General features: G+C 70.0%; 20 protein-coding genes. 3 read left to right on the forward strand and 17 right to left on the reverse strand.

The features are described from left to right. The first annotated feature begins 131 nt into the window (after positions 1-131). Positions 132-1,157: an SGNH/GDSL hydrolase family protein gene (locus OG948_RS52375; protein WP_406300728.1), complete on the forward strand. Its 1,026-nt coding sequence runs from the start codon at positions 132-134 to the stop codon at positions 1,155-1,157. Between the two features lie 331 nt (positions 1,158-1,488). Here the strand turns inward: OG948_RS52375 and OG948_RS52380 are convergent, their stop codons facing one another. The 5 genes from OG948_RS52380 to OG948_RS52400 form a co-directional block, all read right to left on the reverse strand. Continuing rightward, positions 1,489-1,755, reverse strand: coding sequence for a DUF4235 domain-containing protein (locus OG948_RS52380; RefSeq protein ID WP_331772144.1), 267 nt, complete (start codon positions 1,753-1,755; stop codon positions 1,489-1,491). 122 nt (positions 1,756-1,877) lie between these two features. Beyond that, complete coding sequence (locus OG948_RS52385) at positions 1,878-2,027, reverse strand: hypothetical protein (RefSeq protein ID WP_331772145.1); 150 nt, start codon at positions 2,025-2,027, stop codon at positions 1,878-1,880. Between the two features lie 42 nt (positions 2,028-2,069). Next, positions 2,070-2,360 carry a hypothetical protein gene (locus OG948_RS52390; RefSeq protein ID WP_331772146.1) on the reverse strand — a complete coding sequence of 97 codons (291 nt, stop codon included), beginning with the start codon at positions 2,358-2,360 and terminating at the stop codon, positions 2,070-2,072. 76 nt (positions 2,361-2,436) lie between these two features. Next, positions 2,437-2,937, reverse strand: a complete 501-nt coding sequence (locus OG948_RS52395; protein ID WP_331772147.1) for an SRPBCC family protein — start codon at positions 2,935-2,937, stop codon at positions 2,437-2,439. Positions 2,938-3,273: 336 nt separating this feature from the next. Further along, positions 3,274-3,861 (reverse strand): helix-turn-helix domain-containing protein, encoded by a 588-nt coding sequence (locus OG948_RS52400; RefSeq protein ID WP_331772148.1) that lies wholly within the window; start codon positions 3,859-3,861, stop codon positions 3,274-3,276. 291 nt (positions 3,862-4,152) lie between these two features. On the opposite strand from OG948_RS52400, the gene OG948_RS52405 reads away from it, so the two are divergent. Together OG948_RS52405 and OG948_RS52410 are read left to right on the forward strand one after the other, a co-directional pair. Continuing rightward, entirely contained in the window at positions 4,153-5,097 is a 945-nt protein-coding gene (locus OG948_RS52405; RefSeq protein ID WP_331772149.1) for a chlorophyllase/cutinase-like alpha/beta fold protein, read from the forward strand. A 94-nt stretch (positions 5,098-5,191) separates the two neighbouring features. After that, the gene (locus OG948_RS52410) at positions 5,192-6,136 is read left to right on the forward strand and encodes an NAD(P)-dependent oxidoreductase (RefSeq protein ID WP_331772150.1); all 945 of its coding nucleotides are present in this window, start codon (positions 5,192-5,194) and stop codon (positions 6,134-6,136) included. A gap of 99 nt (positions 6,137-6,235) precedes the next feature. Here OG948_RS52410 and OG948_RS52415 read toward each other — a convergent pair whose 3' ends face one another. The 12 genes from OG948_RS52415 to OG948_RS52470 all read right to left on the reverse strand — a co-directional run bounded on the left by OG948_RS52415 (position 6,236) and on the right by OG948_RS52470 (position 21,272). Continuing rightward, positions 6,236-7,489 (reverse strand): cytochrome P450, encoded by a 1,254-nt coding sequence (locus OG948_RS52415; protein ID WP_331772151.1) that lies wholly within the window; start codon positions 7,487-7,489, stop codon positions 6,236-6,238. Positions 7,490-7,677: 188 nt separating this feature from the next. Then, a complete protein-coding gene (locus OG948_RS52420; protein WP_406300729.1) occupies positions 7,678-9,054 on the reverse strand; it encodes a cytochrome P450 in 1,377 nt (458 codons plus the stop codon). Continuing rightward, on the reverse strand, positions 9,051-9,683 hold the full coding sequence (locus OG948_RS52425) for an ATP/GTP-binding protein (RefSeq protein WP_331772152.1): 633 nt from the start codon (positions 9,681-9,683) through the stop codon (positions 9,051-9,053). Before OG948_RS52425 ends, OG948_RS52420 begins: the two co-directional genes overlap by 4 nt. Beyond that, positions 9,664-10,032, reverse strand: a complete 369-nt coding sequence (locus OG948_RS52430) for a DUF742 domain-containing protein (RefSeq protein WP_331772153.1) — start codon at positions 10,030-10,032, stop codon at positions 9,664-9,666. Before OG948_RS52430 ends, OG948_RS52425 begins: the two co-directional genes overlap by 20 nt. Continuing rightward, entirely contained in the window at positions 10,029-10,430 is a 402-nt protein-coding gene (locus OG948_RS52435) for a roadblock/LC7 domain-containing protein (protein WP_331772154.1), read from the reverse strand. The genes OG948_RS52430 and OG948_RS52435 overlap by 4 nt, the downstream gene beginning before the upstream one ends. Further along, entirely contained in the window at positions 10,427-11,590 is a 1,164-nt protein-coding gene (locus OG948_RS52440) for an ATP-binding protein (RefSeq protein ID WP_406300730.1), read from the reverse strand. Before OG948_RS52440 ends, OG948_RS52435 begins: the two co-directional genes overlap by 4 nt. An 834-nt stretch (positions 11,591-12,424) precedes the next feature. Then, positions 12,425-13,180 (reverse strand): enoyl-CoA hydratase/isomerase family protein, encoded by a 756-nt coding sequence (locus OG948_RS52445; RefSeq protein WP_331772156.1) that lies wholly within the window; start codon positions 13,178-13,180, stop codon positions 12,425-12,427. Between the two features lie 312 nt (positions 13,181-13,492). Next, complete coding sequence (locus tag OG948_RS52450) at positions 13,493-15,523, reverse strand: M4 family metallopeptidase (RefSeq protein WP_331772157.1); 2,031 nt, start codon at positions 15,521-15,523, stop codon at positions 13,493-13,495. Between the two features lie 425 nt (positions 15,524-15,948). Beyond that, positions 15,949-16,953 carry a DUF2278 family protein gene (locus OG948_RS52455; RefSeq protein ID WP_331772158.1) on the reverse strand — a complete coding sequence of 335 codons (1,005 nt, stop codon included), beginning with the start codon at positions 16,951-16,953 and terminating at the stop codon, positions 15,949-15,951. A 196-nt stretch (positions 16,954-17,149) separates the two neighbouring features. Continuing rightward, entirely contained in the window at positions 17,150-18,550 is a 1,401-nt protein-coding gene (locus OG948_RS52460) for a hypothetical protein (RefSeq protein ID WP_331772159.1), read from the reverse strand. Beyond that, complete coding sequence (locus OG948_RS52465) at positions 18,547-19,824, reverse strand: CHAT domain-containing protein (protein WP_331772160.1); 1,278 nt, start codon at positions 19,822-19,824, stop codon at positions 18,547-18,549. Before OG948_RS52465 ends, OG948_RS52460 begins: the two co-directional genes overlap by 4 nt. Further along, positions 19,824-21,272 carry a hypothetical protein gene (locus OG948_RS52470; protein ID WP_331772161.1) on the reverse strand — a complete coding sequence of 483 codons (1,449 nt, stop codon included), beginning with the start codon at positions 21,270-21,272 and terminating at the stop codon, positions 19,824-19,826. The genes OG948_RS52465 and OG948_RS52470 overlap by 1 nt, the downstream gene beginning before the upstream one ends. Between the last annotated feature and the right edge of the window lie 79 nt (positions 21,273-21,351).

The following is a 21,351-nucleotide window of genomic DNA, read 5'->3' on the forward strand; positions in this document are numbered from 1 at the left end:
ACGGGACCTGGGGGCCGTGCCGCGACGGTGGGGATCGAATGCGCGACAGAGTGCGGCAATATCGATTTCGGCATGCCCGTACATTGAATTATTCACACGGATCGGCATGCGGGAAAAGGACCGTAGTAACCATGGGAATCAATCGGCGATCTGCTTTCCGTATCTCTGGACATGTTGGTGACTCGACAGTAGCTTACCGGCCGGTACGACAAACAGATTCCCATGAAGGTCATCCGGGAGGAATTGTGCTCCGCACGATCCTGAAAAGATCCCCCGTTCTACTCGGTACTGCCGCACTACTCGCCGCCACGGTCCTGACCGGGCCGGCCACCGCGCAGGGTGCGCCGTCCTATTCGAAGTACACCGCGCTGGGCGACTCGTACGCCGCGGGCGCGGGCATACCGGATGTGTCCGCCGGTGCGTGCCTGCGTTCGAACCACAACTTCGGGAGTGTCCTCGCGGCCTCGCTCGGCGTGACCGACTACAGCGACGTGACCTGCGCGGGTGCGAAGGTCCTCGATCTGACGGCAGCTCAGGTATCCCCGGTGCCACAGTTGGATGCCGTCGACAGGGACACCGACCTGGTGACGCTCGGCATCGGCGGCAACGACCTCAGCGCCTCCCCCCTCGGCGTCGTCGAAGTCATTCTCAAGTGCATCCTGGTGTCGGGGTCGGACCCGCTCGGTGCTCCGTGCCACAACCAATACGCCGACCGGCACTTCGACTTCGGCACCGCGTCATGGGTCTACGAGAACGACGTCCTCGCCGCCGCCATCACGGCGACCGCACCGCGACTCGCCTCGGCCCTCCAGGCGATCCACACCAAGGCGCCGGGGGCGAAGATCGTCCTCGTCGGCTATCCGTCGGTCCTTCCGGACAACGAGTGGACGTGCTTGGGTCGCCGGCCGCCGGCGATCGGCGACGTCGCGTACCTGCGCGGCATCATCACCCGGTTGAACGGCATGCCGGCCACCACGGCCGCCGCGAACGGCACGACGTACGTCGACACGGCCACCGTGAGCAAGGGCCACGACGTGTGCTCCGACCAACCGTGGGTCGAAGGCCTGATCCCGGGTTCACCCACACTTCCCTTCCACCCGAACGCGGCCGGCGAAAGCGCCATGGCCGGGGCGGTACTCGCCGCACTGAGCCACTAGCCGGCCCGAATTCGGCGGCGCTCGAAGCGGCATCACGAAAGCGGTGTGAATTACCGTCGCGACGCCGAGATCGACACGGGTTCCTCGGCCGAAGAAATCCGGCCGGGGAATTCCGGTCGAGGAACTTGCCGCGTACCGTGGTCCGGAGTTCGGATTCCTTCCGAGGCCGGACTCCCGAGATATGTTCGGCACCTTACGCGTGACGAGAGCATGTCGAGGCCGACGCGGTGCACGAGCAGGTTCGGGCGCCGGCGTGCGGGGGAGGCCCTGTCGTCGCCGTCGCCGTCGCCGTCGCCGTCGCGGTCTCCGCTCGGTTTCGGGGCCGCGTCGGTCAGCCCGGCCACTTGCCCGACACGCGGCGGACGGCGGTTGCCCCTCCGCGGTCTGTGGCGGCCTTGACGGCCGCGAAGATCGCCCCCTGCAGCGCGGCGGCGATGAGCACCTCACGCCACCCACGGTCCTCGTCGGTGGCATCCGGGGCGTCGTCCTCGTGGCCCAGCACCTTCCACGTCTGCTTGAACACGGCACCCGCGACCATTCCGCTCAGTGCCCCGGCGAGCAGGCCGATCGGCTTGTACGCGATCTTCGCGGTGTTCATCACCGGCTCCCTTCGTGAGACGACGTGAATTCGATCGCGATTACCCGCGAGACGGGAATCCAGCCTTCGATCAGGTCCGATCAGGTCCGATCAGGTCCGAGCAGGTCGACGGCCGCGTCATGTCATCCGTCCCGGGTTTCGGCGACCGGCGTGCGCACCGCCTCGCGCAGGCCCGCCGCCTCCGCCCCGAGGCGCGGCCGGTGGGCCGCGCCGCCGCCCGCGAGTTCGATCTCGGCGAGGCCGCAGACGAGGTCCCGGCCTTGGAACGGCACGACTCCGGCCCCGCGCTCATGGAGGGCGGAGCCGGAGTGGGGTCACTTCCACATCATGAAGAGGATCACCGGGACGAGGAACAGCAGGACCCACGGTTCGATCAGGACCAACAGGCCCAGACCGGTGTAGGCGGCTGCTTCGGTCAGGCGGTGCTTGGTGGCCTTGCGCTTCTTGCCCTTGTTCTTGCTCTTGCCGTTGTTCTTGGACTTGCCCTGGCCCTTCGCGTCCGTGCACCGCCCGGCCTCGTCGTGGGTGGACTCGGCGGGTGCTTCGAGGTGCTGTTTGGTGAGGGAGATCGGGGGGCTGGTCTGTGCGTCGGCGGGGTTGGTCATGGTGATCTCCGTAAGTTGTTCGGTGGTGGGTGGTGGGTGGCGGGTCGGCGGCCGGGCGTCGATCGCGGCGGAGGTGTTACCGCTGCCGGCGCTCGGCGTGGTCCTTCAGGTGTCGAAGCCATTCGCGCAGCGAGTGGTCGAGCGCGAGGCGCATGTCGTCGGGCGCGGCGTCGACCGGTGCGCCGCTCCAGGATTCGTCGGTGCGGACCGTCACGACGCCGTCCTGCTCGTGGAACGTCCAGACGTGGACGCCTTCGATGCCCTGCACCGGGCCACCCCAGACGACGCGCTTTCCGGGGACGACCTGGTAGACGGTCGACGTGATGTCGAGGCCGTGGGTGAGCCACCGGAACCGCGCGCCGGGGGCGAGTGGGGCGTCGAGTTCGGCGCGGTCGATGTCCGGGTTCCAGTCGGCCCAGGCGTCGATGTCGCTGTGCAGGGCCCAGACGTCGGCGAGCGGGGCGTTCACCGTGATGGCGAGCCGCACGATGACGGGGGCGTCGGCGTCGACGGCCTCGATCGGGGGGAGGAGGGCGTTGGGTGTGCCGGCGGCGCGTGGGGTGGCTTCGGTGCTCATGGCGCGATCTCCTTGACGAGAAGGCCTCATGAGTGATTGATCACTCATATTTTGGGCCGCGGAACGTTGGGCAGATTGACAGAAATTCATGGGGTATGTCGACTTGGCCTTGGCGTATTGCCATTGCCGGTCGAGATGTGAGTAGCTAATCACTCACATCTTCGTTCGTCAAGGATCCGCGATCGGTGCCAACAAGGTCGACGCGCCTTGGGCGCGGGCTCGCACTCCGACGCCGCGACCGTCGCCTTCGTCACCTGGGCGCGGCGGCAGACCGCGCCGCCCACCGCGTACGGCCACCGGGCCCGACGGCGAGGGCGCGGGTGGCCGGATGGCGGGTCAGCGAGGTTGGCGTAGGCCCGCGACGAGGAGTGCGACCAGGGCGCGTGCGTCGTAGCGGGGGTCGGTCTCGGCGCCGATGCACAGGTTTCCGATGCCGCGCATGAGTTGGTACGCGGTGAGGTCGGAGCGGACCTCGGTCGCTGCGACCGCGGCGTCGAGGAGTCGGGTGCACACCGGTACGAGGCGGTCGAGGAAGTAGGCGTGCAGGGCCTCGAAGCCGGCGTTGTCGGCCTGCATCGCGGCGGCCAGGCCGTGTTTGGTGACCAGGAAGTCGACGAAGAGGTCGACCCATCGTTCGAGGGCGACGTGCGCGGTCGGGCCCGCGGCCAGGAGGGCGGGGCCGGCCTCGGCGCAGGCGTCGACCTGGTGGCGGTAGACGGCGATGACGAGGTCCGCCCGGGTGGGGAAGTGGCGGTAGACCGTACCCACCCCGACGCCGGCCTTGGCCGCGATGTCGCGTACCGGGGCCTCCACTCCCGAGGCGACGAAGACCGCGGCGGCCGCGTCCAGCAGGGTCTTCTGGTTGCGCCGGACGTCCTTGCGCTTGGATTCGGCCGCGCTTCCCTGCCGGTTGTCGTCGTTCATCGCCGCGGGTCCTTTCGTGCCGTTGCAAAGCGGAACCATGTTCCGTATCGTTGGCGGAGCGAGGTTCCGTTTCGCCCATGATGGCAGATCGAGAGACCGCGGACGATGCCGTCCGGCGGGCTCGCGCTCCGTCCGGGGAAGGGCACACGACCGTCGACAGGCGGCGTCGGTGTGCCCGCGTGTCAAAGACGGTCCTCGCCGCCAACCCAACCCGCGCCCGCCGCCCCGACGCGGGCGGCGGCCGGGTCCGCCGAACCAAGACTGCGAAGAAGCCGAACGGAAGGCAGTTCCATGTCCGACTCGAACACCACGGACTTCACCAAAGCCACAAACGTCACGAGCGCCACGGTGGTCTCCGCGAAGCCGATCGTCCTGCCCGCCCCGGGGCGCGGTGCGGACCTCCAGGTGCGGGTGTCCGCCCCCGCGACCGGTGGCGACCTGCCCGTGATCGTCTTCTCGCACGGATTCGGCTGGTCGATGAACGGCTACGCGCCGCTCGCCGACCACTGGGCCGCGAACGGCTTCGTGGTCGTCCAGCCCACCCACCTCGACTCCCGCACGCTCGCCATCCCGCACGAGGACCCGCGTACGCCCCGGATCTGGCGCATTCGGATCGAGGACCTCACCCGCGTGCTGGACGGGCTCGACATCCTCGAAGCGTCCGTGCCGGGCCTCGCCGGCCGCGTCGACCGCGGTCGCATCGCGGTCGCCGGCCACTCCTGGGGCGCCCAGTCGGCGAGCGCGCTGCTCGGGGCGCGTGTCCTCGACGCCGACGGCGTTCCCGGCGAGGACATGTCCGACCCCCGCGTCAAGGCGGGCGTGCTGTTGGCTCTGACCGGCCTGGGCGACGACCTGACTCCCTTCGCCGTCGAGCACCTCCCCTTCCTGAGGCCGTCCTTCGATGCCATGACCACCCCGGCCCTCATCGTCGCCGGGGACCACGACCAGTCCCACCTGTCCACCCGCGGCCCGGACTGGTTCACCGACCCCTACACCCACAGCCCGGGAGACAAGAGCCTGCTCACCCTGTTCGGGGCGGAGCACTCGCTCGGCGGCATCCCCGGCTACGAGGTCGCCGAGACGACGGACGAGAGCCCCGCGCGCGTCGCCCTGATCCAGCGGTTCACCACGGCCTTCCTCCGCAGCGCCCTTTACCCCGAGGACACCGACTGGAAGACCGCGGTCGCCGCACTGGAGGACGCCGCCGACCCGCTGGGGACGCTGCGCAGCAAGTAAAGGCCCTGTTCCCGGCGGACGTTCCGACACGATCGTCGGCGCCGCGGACGAACAGGCCCGCCACGGATCAGGATCACTAAGGAAAGGACGGGCGATGATCCTCGTCACCGGAGGTCTCGGCTTCATCGGCTCCCACACCGTGCGAGCGCTGCTCGACCTGGGTCAGGACTGCGTCGCGGTCCAGCGCCGCACCCGCGAACTGCCCGCCGTGCTCGCCGGGTCGCGGGTGACCGTGAAGCAGGCGGACATCACCGACCTCGATGCCCTGCTCGCGATCGGCGACCGCCACGACATCACGGGCATCGTGCACCTGGCCGGGTCCTACCCCTGGCCCCCCGTCCCCGACGCTCCGGTGGAGGAGACCCGGCAGGCGCTCGGTGGATTGCTGAACGTCGTGCAGGCGGCCCAGGATTGGGGTGTGCGACGGCTGGGCATCGCGAGCACGATCGGGGTCTACTTCGGCACCCCGAACGACGGAGTGCTCCGCGAGGACGCGCCGTTGTCGATGAGCGCATCCGTCTCGATCCCGACCTTCAAGAAGGTCGGCGAGATGCTGGGCGGATTCCTCGCCGACACCGCGGGCATCGACATCGTCGACTACCGCATCTCGGGGACCTGGGGCCCGCTCGGACACCCCGATCCGTTCTTCGCCGCGCCCGCCCTCGTGCACGCCGCCGCCCACGGCACCACACCGAACCTCGCCCACCTGGCGGGGCCTGCTTTCGCCGAGGATGGGCTCGACCTCAACTACGTGAAGGACACCGGGCGGGCCATCGCCCTTCTCCAACTCTCGGACAAACTGAACCACCGTACCTACAACGTCGGTTCGGGTCGGTCCACCACCAACGCCGAGCTCGTCGAGGCGATCAGGAAGGTGGTTCCCGACGCTCGGATCGACCTCCCGACCGGAGGCGGTGGGCAGCACATGGTCCTCGACATCGGCCGTCTCCAGGAAGACACCGACTACCGGGCCGAGTACGACACCGACCGAGCCGCCGGCGACTACATCGCATGGCTGCGCGCGGGCAACAAGACCTGAGCGCGGGCCCGGCGCCCGGCTGTCGCCCGGCGGCACCCGCCACCTCCCGCACAAGGCGGTGGCGGGTGCCCGACGGAGCCGGAAGTGGACTGCGGGGGTTCAGCGTTCGCTCACCCGCAGGGTGGTGATGCGGCGGAAGGCCAGGCGGGGTTCCCAGTTCGGCTCGGTGACGACGCGGAGGGTGGGCAGGCGGCGCAGGGTCTTCTCCAGGAGGACGGTGGCTTCCAGGCGGGCCAGTCCCGCGCCGATGCAGTAGTGGATTCCGCCGCCGAAGGAGATGTGTCGGCCCCGGCGCGTGACATCGAAGTCGTCCGCGTCGGGTGTGGCCGCCGGGTCGTGGTTCGCCGCACCGAGCATGGTGTGGACCACTTCCCCGCGGGCGATGGACACCCCCGCGAGTTCGGTGTCCTCGCCGGCCAGGCGGGTGGTCACGTGGATCGGCGGGTCGTAGCGGAAGACCTCCTCGATCGCGTCCGGTACCGCGTCCGGTCGTCCGCGCAGCCAGGACCGCTGGGCGGGGTGTCGGTGCAGGATCCACATCATGGTGGACAACAGGGTCGACGTCGTCTCCAGCGAGGCGATGACGATGAACATGACCAGGAAGTAGACCTCCTCGTCCGCGACTTCCCGGTCCGGCTCGATGCCGTCCCAGGTACGCAGCCAGGTCGAGATCACGTCGTCTCCGGGCTTCGCGCGTCGTTCCGCGACCAACGCGGTGAAGTAGTCACGCAGTCCGATCGCGGCGGCGTCGGCCTCGCGGAGTTGGCGTTTGGTGGGCAGCAACTCCTGCGAGTACGCTTGGGCGTGCGTCAGAGCGCGTAGGAGATCGAAGTCCTCGGCCGGCACGCCCAGCCAGTGGCCGACCGTCGCCACCGGGAGTTGTTCGCCGACGGTGTCGACGAAGTCGGCTTCGCCCGCCGCCATGCGTTCCACGAGGAGGTCGATCAATCCGTCCGTGATCCGCTCGACGGCGGGCCGCATCGCGTCGAGGGTGCTCCGGTCGAAGATGTTGCTGATGGATCGGCGCCGTCGGGTGTGCTGCGGCGGATTGAGTGCCACCAGGGTATGGGCGAGTTCCCGGGACGCGGGCGTCGTCCAGCGGGAACCGTCGGTCTGAGCGGCGCGCCACGCGCCGTCCAAGGCGAGCCAGGCCGGACTGCGCAGTACCTGATCGCAGGCCTGATAGGACGTCAGCAGATATCCGCCCCAGGGCGCGGGCACGACTTCGCCCATTGCTCTGAGTTCCGCGTAGATGGGCAGGGGGTCCGCCTGTCCGCCGATGGAGCGCAGGCGGGACAACAGGCCGACGACGGTCCGGCGGTCAATCACGGTGGCGGATACTGAGGACTGCATGACGTCTCCTTGGTGGAACTCAACAGGATGTCAACTAGACGCTCGGCACAGGCGTGATCGGTCGGCCGCCCGGATGGCCGGGCGGCCGACGCTCTTGGACTTCTTCGGTTGGTGGGGCCGGTGGGGGAACCTCGGGAAGTGGCCGATCGGGCCGGGAGGTTCGGTGAATCAGGTGGCGGTACGGCGGGTTACTGGTTGCGCCACCAGTTCAGGAAGGAACTCCACACACCCGGCTTGCGGACTTCCTCACCGCGGTCGGCGGGGCCGGCGGCGACGCGCGGGGCGGCGGTCGGTACGGGGGGTGGTGTACTCGCCGCCCGGTGCGTGAGGACGGGGGTGTAGCGCGCCGGCAGCGCGTTCAGGGCCCGGTGGAAGGGGCCCGGCCGCCAGTCCAACTCCTGAACCGGGATCGCCAGTTCGAGGTCGGGGAGGCGATTGAGGAGCTTCTCGATCGCGGCGGTGGCGATCAGCCACGCGGAGTCCTTGGCCGGGCAGGCGTGCGGCCCGGCGCTCCAGGCGAGGTGCGAGCGGTTGCTCGGGCGCTGTCCGTGCGCGAAGAGTGTGGGGTCGGTATTGGCGGCGGCGAAACTGATCACCACCGGCGTTCCCTGGCGCACCGCGACGCCGGACAGGTCGACGTCGCGCACGGGGTAGTGCACGGCGTAGTTCGCCATCGGCGGGTCGGTCCACAACACCTCTTCGAGCGCGTCCTCGACGGAACCCCCGGCCCCGAACAGGCTGGCCGAGAAACGTTCGTCGGACAGGATCAGCCGCAGCCCGTTGGCGATCAGGTTCCGTTGCGGTTCGGTGCCCGCGCTCATCAGCATGACGAGTTGATGGATCATCTCCTCGTCGTTCAGCCGGTTGGGATGCGCCATCAGCCACGACGTGACGTCGGGTCCGGGATGGGCGCGCTTGAGCGCGACGAGTTCCACCAGGGCGCCGGTGAGCACCGCGTTGGCGTTCTCCGCGTCCACGCCCTCGAAGATTCCCGAGATTCCCGCGACCAGTCGGTCACCCAACTCGGCCGGACTGCCGAAGAGTCGACTGAAGACCAGGAGCGGCAGGGTTTTGGCGTAGCCGTGCAGCAGGTCCACCGAGCCGCTGTCGCCCCACTGGTCGATGAGGTAGTCCGAACTGCTCTCGACGAATCGACGCAGCTCGTACGGGTCGATCCGGTTCAGACTGTCGGTCACCGCCTGACGCAGCCTCAGGTGCTCGGAGCCGTCGGTGAACAGGCAGTTCGGTCGGTACATCATCATCGGCACGACCGGACTGTCGGCCGGCACCGTGCCGTCCGCCAGTGCCCGCCAGCGACGCGGGTCCTTGGCGAAGACCTCCGGCGAGTGCAGTACGTGCAGCGCGGCGGCGTGCGAGGTCACGAGCATGGCGTCGACGCCGGGCGCCAACTCCACGGGCGCGGCAGGTCCCTGGCGGCGCAGTTCGGCGTACACGGCATGGGCGTCCATGGAGAACGCCTTGCCGTGCAGCGAGGTCGCGCCGCTGCCGGCGTGCGCGGGGCAGCCGGGGGGTGGCGCGGACGGGTCATCGGGACGAGAGTTCACGCGGGTTCCTTTTGCGCACGGGCCTGGAGGTAGCGGACGAGGGTCATCAGGGCCTCCTTCGACGAATTGCGATCACGGGCGTCGCACGTGATCAGCGGTGTCTCGGGAAGGAGGTCGAGGGCGTCGCGGAGCCGGTCCATGGGGTAGGTGGGGGATCCGTCGAAGCGGTTGATCGCGACCGCGTACGGGATGTCGTGTTCCTCGAGCAGTCCGATCACGTCGAAGGACTGGTCGAAGCGCTGCGGGTCGATCAGTACCAGGGCGCCGAGGGCGCCGATGGTCATGTCCTTCCACACCTGCGCGAATCGCTGCTGCCCGGGGGTGCCGAACAGGTACAGGACCACGCGCTCGCTGAGGGTGAGCCGGCCGAAGTCCAATGCCACGGTGGTGGTGGTCTTGCGGCCGGCGCCGGTGAGGTCGTCCACGTCGACGCTCGCCTGGGTCATGGTCTCTTCGGTGGTCAGCGGGCGGATCTCGGACATCGTGCCGACGAAGGTGGTCTTGCCCACCGCGAAGTGCCCGACGATCAGGATCTTGGCCGCGACGCGCACGCTGTCCGAGAGGTAGACGTCTGCCACGGTGACGGGGGGGCCGGCACCGGGGCGGTCGTCAGAGACGAGCGAGTCCATCGAGCACCTCCTGGAGGAGTTCACGCCGCGGCAACTCGGCCGGGGGTATGGGTTGCCGGGTGGCGACGATGCCGCTGTCGATGAGGTCGGACAGCAGCACCTTGACGACGCCGATGGGCAGTTCGAGATGCCCGGCCACCTCGGCCACGGAGAGGATGCCGCCCCGGCACAGGGCGACCAGGCGCTTCTTCTCCGGATCCAGGATGTGCGGGGACATGTCGCCGGGAAGCGCGATCACCAGACTGACCAGGTCGAGGCCGTCGCGGGTGGGATGCCCGCGGCCCTGGGTGATGACGTAGGCACGGACTAATTCGGGAGTGCCGGGCTCCGGCTTGTCGGGCGTCGTCATACGGCGTGATCCACGTCCTGTCGGGGCGGGCTGGTCATTTCCTTTCCTAGCTGACGGACCAGCTGTTGCATGCGAAACGTGATGATCTCCATATCGACGTGTTCGGTGGCGGACACCGCCAGATAGGCTCCGGGGCCGGCCGCCACGAGAAAGATGAAGCCGTCACCGAACTCGACCAGGGTCTGCCGCCACGGTGTTTCCGCGTTGCCGGTGAACTCCGCGGTGCTGCGACTGATCGACTGGAGGCCGGAAAGCGCCGCGGCCTGTCGATCCGCCTCATCGCGGGAGATTCCGTCGGAATGCGCCCGCAATATCCCGTCGGCGGACAGGAGAATCGCGTGTCGGGCCTCTGGAAGCTTGAGTGCGTCGTTGAGCATCCAGGCCAGGTCGTTGTTCATCGAGATTCGTGCCCTTTGGTGTCTGTGTCGGGGACGCGGCCGGAACGGGTGCCTCGTTGGAAGGCACCCATGAGTCCCGCGACTTCCGCGTCCGATCGGGCGGGGGCGTCCGGCGGGTCGGCTTGTTCGGACCGCGCGGCCGGGAGCGGCGCTCGGCGCCGGCGCTGCGGCAGGTCGTCCTCCGAGGGTGCGGCCGCCGGGGCCGGCTGCGCGGCCCGCGGGGCGGACGGCGCGACTTCCCGGGGCTGGACCGCGACCCTACGCTCGCGTCGACTCGGCTGCTCGGGCGACGGCCCCGTGTCCACGGCGGTGGTGAGCAGTTCGGGAGGCAGCATGACCACCGCGCGGGTACCGCCGTAGGGGGAGCGGGTGTCCACCGAGACGGTGAACCCGTACTGGGCCGCGAGCATGCCGATCACGGGGAAGCCGAACTGCGGGGGATGCCCCAGCCGGGTGATGCCGACCGGCTCGTCCGCGGTCAGGAAGCGCGCGGCGCTTTGCCGGACCTCCTCGTGCATGCCCACACCCGCGTCGTCGACCATGATGCAGACGCCGTTGGGCACGGTCTGGAAGTTGATCTCGACCGTGGTGTGCGGGGGCGAGTAACTGGCGGCGTTGTCCAGGAGTTCGGCCACGGCGAGAGCCACCGGCTCGACCGCTCGGCCGATGACCGCCACGTTGGACTGCATCCGGATCTCGACCCGCAGATAGTCCCGGATACGTCCTTTGGCGCCGCGCATGACGTCGTAGAGCGGTGTGGCGTTGCGCTGCCTTCCGGTCCAACCGCCGCACAGCGCGGCGATCACCTGGGCCCGTCGGCCGAATTGCGAGTTCATGTGGTCGATTCCCAACAGGTCCTGGAGGAGTTGGGAATCGGCGTAGTTCTTCTGCATCTCGGAGATCGCGAGCTGCTGCTCACTGGCCAGTCCCTGCAGGGTCCGCATCGCGGCCTTGAGAGCGGTCTTGGCCGAATGATCGGCGCGGTTCCGGGCGTCCTCGACCGCGGTGGTGAACATCTCCACCACCGTCTCGATGCCCTGCGCGTAGGGGGTGTCGCGTAGCTCCTCGTGCAGCAGGACGGAGCCCTTGAGCCGTTCGCCCGATTCGACCAGGGCGGGCAGCAGGGTTCGCGCCACGTTGAGAATCTCGTCGTCGCGCATATTCACATTCTCGGCGAGTGTGCGGTTTCTTTCACGCAAACCCTTGACAGTTCTTCGGCTTCGCGCCGCGTATATCCCGGCGGCGCCCGTGCCGATCACCCCGTACCAGAGTGCGGGGTCGTGCATGAAATCCATTTACAAGATCCTCGTCACGCGATAAGGCAAGCCCGGGTGGTCGGCTCGGTTCGGCGGGTGCGTCGACAACACGAGCGGTCGGCCGCGGTTCGACCCGACCTCTCCGTACGCGCCGAATATGTCTGATTGACACCAAGCGTCACTTTTGGCATTGCTCTCTCGGTTGTAGGGCCTTGTGATTCTAATGGCGTTGAGTTGCCCAGATCGAATCCTCGTCACGCGGCGCTTTTCGGCCATTCCGTTCTGCGACGGACTTGACGAAGTACGCGAGTATGTCCCGAAGTATCGAGACATGATGCTTTATCCCGGCCGACGGTACGACCGGTGATCGGCGACGGATTTCGCGTGGGAAATCAGCCGATTGGAGAAGTCGGCGAAGATTGCGGTCCGGAATGCGCGAATCGGATGGAGGGAATGCGTCATATGGATAGACGCCGGTGGGCGATATGCCGGGGGCGATGCCGTGCCCACGTCGCGAGGCAGGGGTGGTACGCGGGATGCGGCTCGTGCGGCGGGCGCGGCGCGCATGGTGCGCTCGAACCAGCCCGGCGTGGCACGCGGCGGACGGGTGGATTCCGCGTCGACTACGGGCCCGTCGCGACGACGACCGGCGCCGGGGATGCATCGGATTCGGCCAAGTGGTCACCGAGGCAGTCGAATCCACCGGCCGCGGATGACGGCCGGGCATGGGTGTGCCGGTCAGCCGCCGGTGGTCTCGCCGACCGCGACGGCGAGGAGGTGGCTGTCCAGGAGCCCGACGTCCGCGAGCCGGGACGGGGCGGAGTACGCGTGCAGGAGCGCCTTGCTCGTGCGCAGCGCCGAGGCCGACCTGCGCAGGGTCGGCCTGATCCAGCCGTCGACCACCCGGTCGATGTCGGTCGAGGGCGCCACGCGGTGCAACAGGCCGATTCGGTGGGCGGTTTGCGCGTCGAGGGCGTCGGCGGTCAGTATCAGTTCCCGGACGCGCGACATGCCCAGTTCGCTGATCAGCCGTGCGAGCGCGCCGCCCCAGGTGGTGGGGAGTCCGAGCGCGAGTTCGGGAAGCCGGAAGCGACTGTCCTCGGTGCCCACGCGCAGGTCGCAGTGCAGTGCCAGGGCCACCCCGGCTCCGATCGTTCTGCCGTGTACCCGGGCTATCGTGACGACTTCGGCCGCGGCCAGCGCCTCGCACACGGCCCGGGCGCGGTCTCCCAGGCGGCGAAGCGCGAGGCCCGTGGGGTCGGCCGCCAACAATTGGGTCATCTCGGCCCGACCTCCGCCCAGGCAGAAGTCGTCACCCGCACCCGAGAGCACCAGGACACGAATGTCGGGGCATTCGCGGAGTCCGGCGAGAATGGTGCCGAGCTCGGACAACATGGTCTCGTCGAGCGCGTTGCCCTTGTCGGGGCGGTCGAGACGAACCCGCAGCACGCCGCCCTCGTCGGTCACGGCGAGGGTCTTGTGGTCATGCGACATGAACGGCTCCAACGGTGTCGACTGGCTTCCTCTGGCTTCCTCAAAAGCAGGTCGACGAAGCGCAGGAGCACTCTCCGCAGCGGGATCGTTGCTTCGAGGCCGTCCGGGACCGGCAACGAGACAGTAGTGGAGTCCACGGCCCAAGGCCAGGTCGCGGCCCCGCCCGGACGGACGTCGCAGCAGCCGGGTCATTGTGATGTTCCGGACGTGGCACTGCCCGGTAGGCCATGCAACGGGCCTACCGGGCAGCGTCATTCGAAGAAGAAGACCGATCACGGCCGAAGTCGCGCGGACCGGTCGCGTGCGGGTTGCTCAGCAGGCGCCGAGGTCGACCCACACCCCCCATTGGCCGGTGGTTCCCGGGACTTCGCCCTGGGTCCACCACTTGGCGCGGTAGGTGTGGCCGTTGTACGAGACCACGCTGCCGTTGGTGTAGACCGTGTTCGCGTTCCACGCGGGTGCGGTGCAGCCGCCGGGGCCGTTGCCGACGGTCAGCGTGTATTGCGCGGTATGGGTGGTGGTGCCGGCGGCGGTCACCGTCACCGGGTACGTGCCCGGAGTCGCCGACGAACTCACCGAGAACTTCAGCGACGAGTTGGCACCGGACTGGATGGTGCCGGGCGTGAACTCCGAGGTCACCCCACCGGGCAGGTTCGAGGTGGTCAGGGTGAGCGTTTGCGCGGTGCCGCCGGTGGTCGTGGTGCTCACCGTGGTGGTGACGTTGCCACCGGGCGGCGCGTTGCCCGACGTCGGGTTGAGGGTCATCGAGAAGTCGGGGTCGGTCGGACCCGAGGTGCAGGTGGGGTCGTTCGGCTGCGCCGGCAGGCTGACGGCGTCCCAGGCGGCCTTGGTCTTGTTGAACAGGGCGCAGGTGGGGTCGAGGGTCTTGGCCGAGGTCAGGGTGGTGGTGCGGTATTTCTTGTAGGTCATGCCGCTGGTCTTGAGCAGCATGCCGCCGTAGAAGATCTTGCCGGCCTGTTGGATGCCGACCCCGGTGAGGGTGGTGTTGTTGCAGGTGGGGCTGTTGGGCTTGCCGCCGCCGGGGCTGGTGCCCTCGGCGAGGAGGTAGAACCAGTGGTTGAGCGGGCCGGCGGCCTTGTGGACCTCGGTGCTCGGGATGGAGGAGCTGTAGCAGTCGGGGTCGCCGTTGGTGGAGGGCTTGTACATGTAGCGGATCGGGCCCTGGCCGACCAGGTTGACGGTCTCGCCGACGGTGTAGTCGGGGACGTCGTAGGGGGAGGGCTCGTTGGTGTAGGCCTCGGTGAGCGCGCCGAAGATGTCGCCGGTGCCCTCGCCGAGTCCGGCCTCGCTGCCCGCGCCGCCGGGGGTGAACTGGTCGATGCCGTGGCCGAATTCGTGGCCGATGACGTCCATCGACGAGATCCACTGGTTGGACTGGTTGTGGCCGATGGTGACGGAGGAGCCGTCCCAGTAGGCGTTGAGTTCGTTCAGGCCGACCTTGATCGGCCAGCTGCCGCCGTTGCCGTTGTGCCCGTTGCGACCGAGCCAGTCGCGGAGCATGTTCCATTCCTTCTGCGCGCCCCACATGGCGTCGACGCAGCTCGTCTCCTTGCTGGTGGCCTGCCCGTTGCCCCACGAGTCGGTGGACTTCGTGAAGACCTGACCGGTGCCGTAGTCCGCACAGGACAGGCCGGGACGGGTGCTGTCGCGCAGGGAGAAGGAACCGCCCGAGCCGCTGGTGTCGATGGCGAGCGGATTGGGCCCGTTCCACTGACTGTTGCCGCTGCCGGCGCGCACGTCGTCGTAGCTGTTCAGCACCACTCCGGTGCCCGCGTCGACGAACACGTGCAACCTGCTGGGCGCGCTCGCGGTACGACCGACCAGCACGGTCTCCCAGGCCAACGCGCTCCTGTCGTCCTTGACCCGGACCACCAGGCGGTGCGAGTCGACCCTGTCCACGACCGGGAGTTGCGCCTTGGAGGTGCTCTCGGCGGCGCCGGCCGTGATGGTCGGCTGGGTGGTGACCGCGATCCGAGTGCCGGTGGCGGACTGGGTCGAGCGGATCCGGCCCTGGCCGTCGGCCAACACGACCGCGTCCCCGCCGACGACCGGGAGGCCGCGGTAGGTGCGCTGGTACGCGACCGAGTACAGGTCGTCGACCCACGGGGTCACGACCTGGCGTTCGTACTGCTCGTCGGGCCCCTTGGCAAGACTGTCCAGGCCGCCGGCGGCCGCCCGGTCGGCGGCGGATACCGCGAGTGCCTGGGAGTTGGCGGGGGGAGGGGAGGGGTCGGCTCCGGCCGAGGACGGGCCGGCGGTGCCGATGGCCAGGCCGGCGAGCATGGCCAGGACGGTCCCGGCCGTGGTCGTTCTGCGGTTCATCGAGACTCCTTGGGTGGGGGAGACTCGACCACGTCGCCGGTCCGCGCCGCGTCCGCCTTGTGAGTGACGCGGGTGACCGTGCAGGCCGGCTGCGTGCCCGAGCGAGCGAAACACTCACACGGGCAAGGGGAGGCGGTGAAGCCGTCGGCGACATCCGGCTAGTTCTGTCAAATCGGTGCCGGCTCCGCCGCCCGACGCGGGAACCGTTCGCGGCGCGCGGATTTCGGGCATCGTCGACGTGGAATCGGCCGGCCACGGGCGGGCACGAGTCCCCCTCGGCTCCGGAATCCCAGGGCGCCGACGAAGGAGCGATCGCATGAGCGCGCGACGCGGCGACCGGTACCGGTCGCCCGGAGCACGCGTCGAAGGGGCGACGCGCGCTGCGTCGCCCCTTCGCGTGTGATCACCGGAGCGGGGCGGATCGGTCAGAAGACGATGGTCCAACCCTCGCGGCGGGCCTGGTCGGCGGTGTACGAGACGCCGTGGATCTTGAGGCCGGAGGGGTCGAGCAGGGTGATCATGCCGCCGCGGTTGCCCAGTTGGAAGGTCGGGATTCCGGGGACCACCAGGGTGGCGCCGGGAGCCAGGGTCGTCGCGGGGAGGGGCAGGGCGGCCTTGTTGCGGTCGACGAGTCGCCAACCGTCGAGTGCGATCGGTGCGGGGGAGGCGTTGAGCAGCGTGACGGTCTCCGCCTCGGGTGCCGGTCCCGGTGGGTTCACCAGTGCCGCGACGATCCGCATCGGTTCCTCGCCCGCGCCCGGGAGGGGCGGCGCGGTGTCCAGGGCGTGGCCGGTGGTGTCGTCGGTATGCCACGCCTGGGACTGGAAGGCCAGGAAGACGGCCACCCAGCGACCGTCCGGCAGGCGGATGAGCAGGCCGCCGTCCTGCCAGACCCCGTCGTCCGGGCGGAACTCCTCGCTGTTGCCCTGGTTCATGTGCACGGCGTGCACGCCGTTGCCGGGCAGGAAGCCGAACACCTGGTCCGGCTTGCCGGGTTCGGGGCCGAAGCGCTCGCCGAACAGGTAGACCGCCGCCGCCGAGTCGCCGATCACCCGCTGCACGTAGTGGTCGAGCAGATCGGCCAGGTCGTTGTCCTTGCCGGGCACATCCGGCGGCAGCGGGCGGGCGGTCGCCGGATCGAAGAGGTTGGCGCGGATGAAGTCGAGCGCGGCGCCGCCGGGTCGAGACGCGAGCTCGGTCCACCCGCTGCCCGGGGCCGGCAGGGAATCGGTCAGCGGGTGGCGGAAGTCCTCCACCACCACGAACAGCAGCTCGGACGGCGCCTGACTGGACAGCACGTTGACCGCCGCACGGTACGCGGTGCCCGCGTCGTCGGTCAGATGAATCTGGTAGTGCGGCGTGTCGGTGGCGCCTTCGCGTACGCGCGCCACCGCCCGCGCGGCCAGCACTCCGTAGTTCCGCAGTGGCATGGGCATCCCTTCCCACCGGGCCCGGACCCGCGCCGGGCGGACCCGGCCATCGTGGCGGGCGGGCACACCGGAACCGGGCGCGACACACCGGGGGACGGCGACCCGCACCCGATCGTGAGCCCCTCCGAGCCGATCGGTCGAGCCGCACGGCATATCATCGAGGCCGGTGGTCGGCGCGCCCGTCGAGGACGTCGGGTCACGGTGGGTGGGTCAACGCGGGCAGGGCCACGGTGGGATCGCCCAGCAGCACCAGGCTCTGTCGGTCCAGGGCCGAGACGCGCAGCCTGGTCAGCGTCTCGCGGACCGACGTGTCGCCACCCGCCAGCGCCTCCCGCAGCCGGGCCCAGCGGGTGTGCAACTCGCCGACGTCGGCCCGGTATTCGGCCAACGCTAAGCCCAGCGGTTCGCCCGCGTACAGGTGCGTGGACAGCGCGGAGACCAGGCGCCCGCCGAGCCCCTGGCCGGTGTCCTCGACCTGCAGCGTCCAACTGAAGGTGGGTTCGACATGGCCGAGCACGGCCCGCACCGGGTCCTGCCGACCGAGCAGTCGCAAAGCCGCGGGTGCCACCATCGTGCCCAGGCCCGCGACGGCCTCGACCGTACCGAAGGCGGAACTGCCGACCGGAAGCAGCCCGGCGTAGAAGCTCTCGCCCGCGGCGCCGGCCGAACAGCACGCCTGGGCGTACCAGACGCAGCCACCGGGCACGGCGTCGCACAGCGTGCCCAGCGGCACCGTGGTGTGCGTGCCGTCGACCGGCAGCCCGAGCGTGGCGCGCATCTCGGCGGGGTTGCCCAGCGGTCCGGTCCGACCGTGGCTGGAGGTCGCGAGCAGTCCGGGGCGGATCTCGGCCAGGGTGCCGAGTAGCGAGGCGGCCGTGGCCTCGGCCGCGGTGAGATCGCGGAACTGCGTGAGCGGGGGCGGCGTGAGCCGATCGGCCAGCGGTGACGCGATCACCGCGCGCATCAACGCGGTGATGTCGGTGGGACCGTGGTCGACCGTCCAGGCCAGCGCCCGATCCGTGCGGGCCGGTGCGTCGCTCCAGTCCGTGAGCAGCGCGTGCGCGTAGTGGGCCAGCGGCTCCCCGGACAGGGGGATGCGCCCGACCAGGTGCCGGGTGCCCAGGGCGTACTGCACGGACCAGGGAATCACCTCGGGGCCGCCGACGATCGCCACGTACCTCGGGAGCCGACCCCGGCCGGTGCCGAACTCGGACAACCCGATGGCCGGTTCCTGTGGCTGGTCGTGCGCGAAGTATCGGCGCAGGAGGTGGTCGGGCAGATCCGGGCTCCAGCGCAACACCACGGTGTCCGGCCGGGCCGCCAACAGTTCGCGGATCGGCGCCTCGGCGTCCTCGCCGGCCGCCTTCGCGGCATCGGACAGATTCGGATCGGTGCTGTCCGGGAGCAGGATTCCGTAGCCGACGTCGGCCGAGCGCCAGTCGCGCGGATCGACCGGCGGACCGAACGGGAGCACGGCCTGCGAACGCGGGATGCCGCGCGTGCCGGCACCCCAGAGTGCCGCGTCCTTGCCCGTCGTGGCTCGTGCCACCTCGTCCCCGGTCCAGGCGTTGAGCTGGATGTCCGACGGCAGAGTCACGGATCACCACCGGCCGATCGGGCCCGCAGTTCGGCGATCAGCGCGTCGACCCGCTCGACCAGGCCCGGGTCGGCGGTGGTCGGGTCGAGCGTCGCGCGGAACCGCTCGAACGTGTCGAGCCGGCCCTGCAGGTTCGCCGTGTCGGACACACCGAGCGCGGAACTCGAGACGATCCGCAGCGGATCGTCCTGTACGTAGAGCACCGGATCCGACCACGAGTCGGTCAGGGTCGGATCGGCCTGCGCCATCGCCTGGCGCGGCGCGGTGAAGGTCGCGGCCCAGTCGATCTCGTGCTCTCCGGCCTCCTTCACGGCGATCCGGACGGTGGCGATCACCTCCGGATACAGCGCGGCGCAGAACCGGTCGGTGTCGTTGAGGTCGATCAGCCTGCGCATGCCCGCGACGGCGGGCAACCCCTGCGAGACGAGCTCGTGGGCGAGGGAGAGCGTGTCCGAGGTCTGTGCCGTCCGGCAGGCCCCGAGCACGACCAGCCACGGCGCGCACGGCAACAACGCGACCACCAGGTCCGGCAGCTTCAACTGTACGGAGCCGACCGGTTCGCGGGCGTCGACGTCGGCGGTGTGCGCGAAGGCCAGCGTGCGCACACCGGCGGAGGCCCCGCCGTGACACAACAGGTGCACGATGTGCGGCCGGGCCGCGGTGATCCGCCTGGCCAGCTCCGGGGCGGTCGCGGGCATCGCCTCGGCGGTGACCTCGGGTCGTCCGGTCGCCGCGACGGCATCCAGCACGGCCTGTTCGGCGCTGATCACGTGCAGGCGGGTGTCGAGCGCCCGGGCGTCGGGCAGCGCGGTGGCGGCCAGCAGCGCTTGGAGTTGGGGCACGCCACTGCGCAGCGCCGCGGACAGCACGGCGACGATGGTCAGCGGTGGAGCGAACGTGCGGCGATCGACGGGGCTGCGGATGGCGGCGATACGGGCGATCGGCCAGCGGGCGTCGAGGGCGATGAAACCCTGTGACGCGGAGAGCAGTTGCTCCCAGGGCAGTTGATCGGCCTGGTGGGAGACCAGATGCAGGTACAGCGGCCCCGGTCCGGCGGCCGTCTTCTGCGCCAGGGCGGCGTCCAGCCCCCGACTCACCACCGGATGGCGCAGGAGCCGCTCCAGCAGGGCCGCGCCGCGCGAGGCGATCGAGCCGCCGGGGTCGGTGACGTCGGTGAGTTCGTTGGTGCCCAGCCCCGGGATGGTGGCGGGTGCCTCCCGCAACTTGAGCACGGTGCTGTCGCCGAACGGCTCGAAGCCCAGGACGGTACGCATCACGACTCCCGCATCCGCCGGTCGACGAGGGCGCGCAGTTCGGCGATGGCCTGCCCGACCCCGAGGTCGTAGGCCTGCTTCGCGGCGGGCGTCTCGCCCGGCACGCCCGCCGTACGGACCAGCGCGGCCACCTGGTTCTCGATGTAACGCGTGGACGCGGCAACCCACATCGGTACCGAATCGGCGTCCGCGTAGCGCGCGGTGATCGCGTCGCCGCCGGCCACGCCGAGCGCGCCCGGCAGGATCGCCCCACTGGTCGCCGAATCGCCGATGGGCGCCCGTCCGCTGAGCCAGGTCTGGCCGGGCCGGTCCGGATCGGGCCAAGGGTCCTGGAGCGCGGCCTGGACGAACTCCGGCTGGAGGTACGCGAACAGCGAGGGGTCGCGCGGTATCGGCACCGATCCCGGGGCGCCGGCGACGAACGCGTGTGCCTGGGCCAAGGCGTATCCGGCGGGATCCAGCGGCAACGCGCTGTAGAGGGTGGGCCCCGCACGCCGCAGACCGACGTGGTCGGCGATGATCCGGGTGGCCGCGTCGCAGGGATTGCCCGGGGGCGAGCCGATGGACAACACGGACGCGCCGATCCGGTCGGCGAGGCGCCGCACGCGGTCCGCGCTCACGTACGCGCGACCGGATCCCGCGGTGGGCACCGCGGGATCGGCGCTCACCGACAGCACGGGGCGATCACCGTCGAAGGCGCCGTCCGTGACGATGTGCAGCGCCCGCACCGCGCGGCCGTCGAGCCCTGCGGTGATCCAGTCGCCCCACAACACCCGCCCCGGCGGGGGGAGTACGTCGCCGCCGGCGTGTGGGTCGTGTTGTCCCGAGCGATCGAGCCGCACGGCGTCCCGGGAGTCGTGCAGCCGGACCCGCGGTTCGTCCGGACCCTCGTGCAGCAGCGTACGCAACGCCTGTTCGGCGCCCGGGTCGGTGAACACGTGCACATCCACGTCGCCCGCGACGGCGGAGCGCAGGGACGAGACGAACGACGAGAGGTAGCCGGCGACCCAGGGCGCGTCCGGTGCCACGGACACCGCGACGGCCACGGTCCACACCCGACCCGGGTCGGATCCCGGCGGCAGTCGATCGGGAACGCGCACGAGCGGACGACCGGTGGCCGGTACGAGGGCGGCCTCCCACGGCACGGCGCCCAGGTGGCCGTACGGGGGCACCAGCCGCAACCACAGCGCGGTATCCGCCCCGAAGTCCACGTCCAGGCAGTGCGTGACGGCCTCGACCAGGTCGGGGGGCACCACCAGGCGCGTCGGCGGCCCGGTGCCCTCGGAGAGCCCGAATCCGCCGTAGTCGAAGTCGGCGCGCCAGTAGGTCGTGGCGCCGTCGGCGGGATATCCGACCAGTTCGGCCGTCGCGATCGGCGAGGACCGTGCCAGGTCGAGCCGTACCCGCAGCACCGCCAGGCGCCATCGCTCGATGAGAGCCTCGGCCATCATCGCTCCCTTCGACGTGGGCCACGTGTGTTCCGGGCCGTCGTGCCGGCGCCCGGCCACGGTCGGGGTCGCGGGCGCG

The organism is Embleya sp. NBC_00888 (genome assembly GCF_045207655.1).
Classification (GTDB): Bacteria; Actinomycetota; Actinomycetes; order Streptomycetales; family Streptomycetaceae; genus Embleya.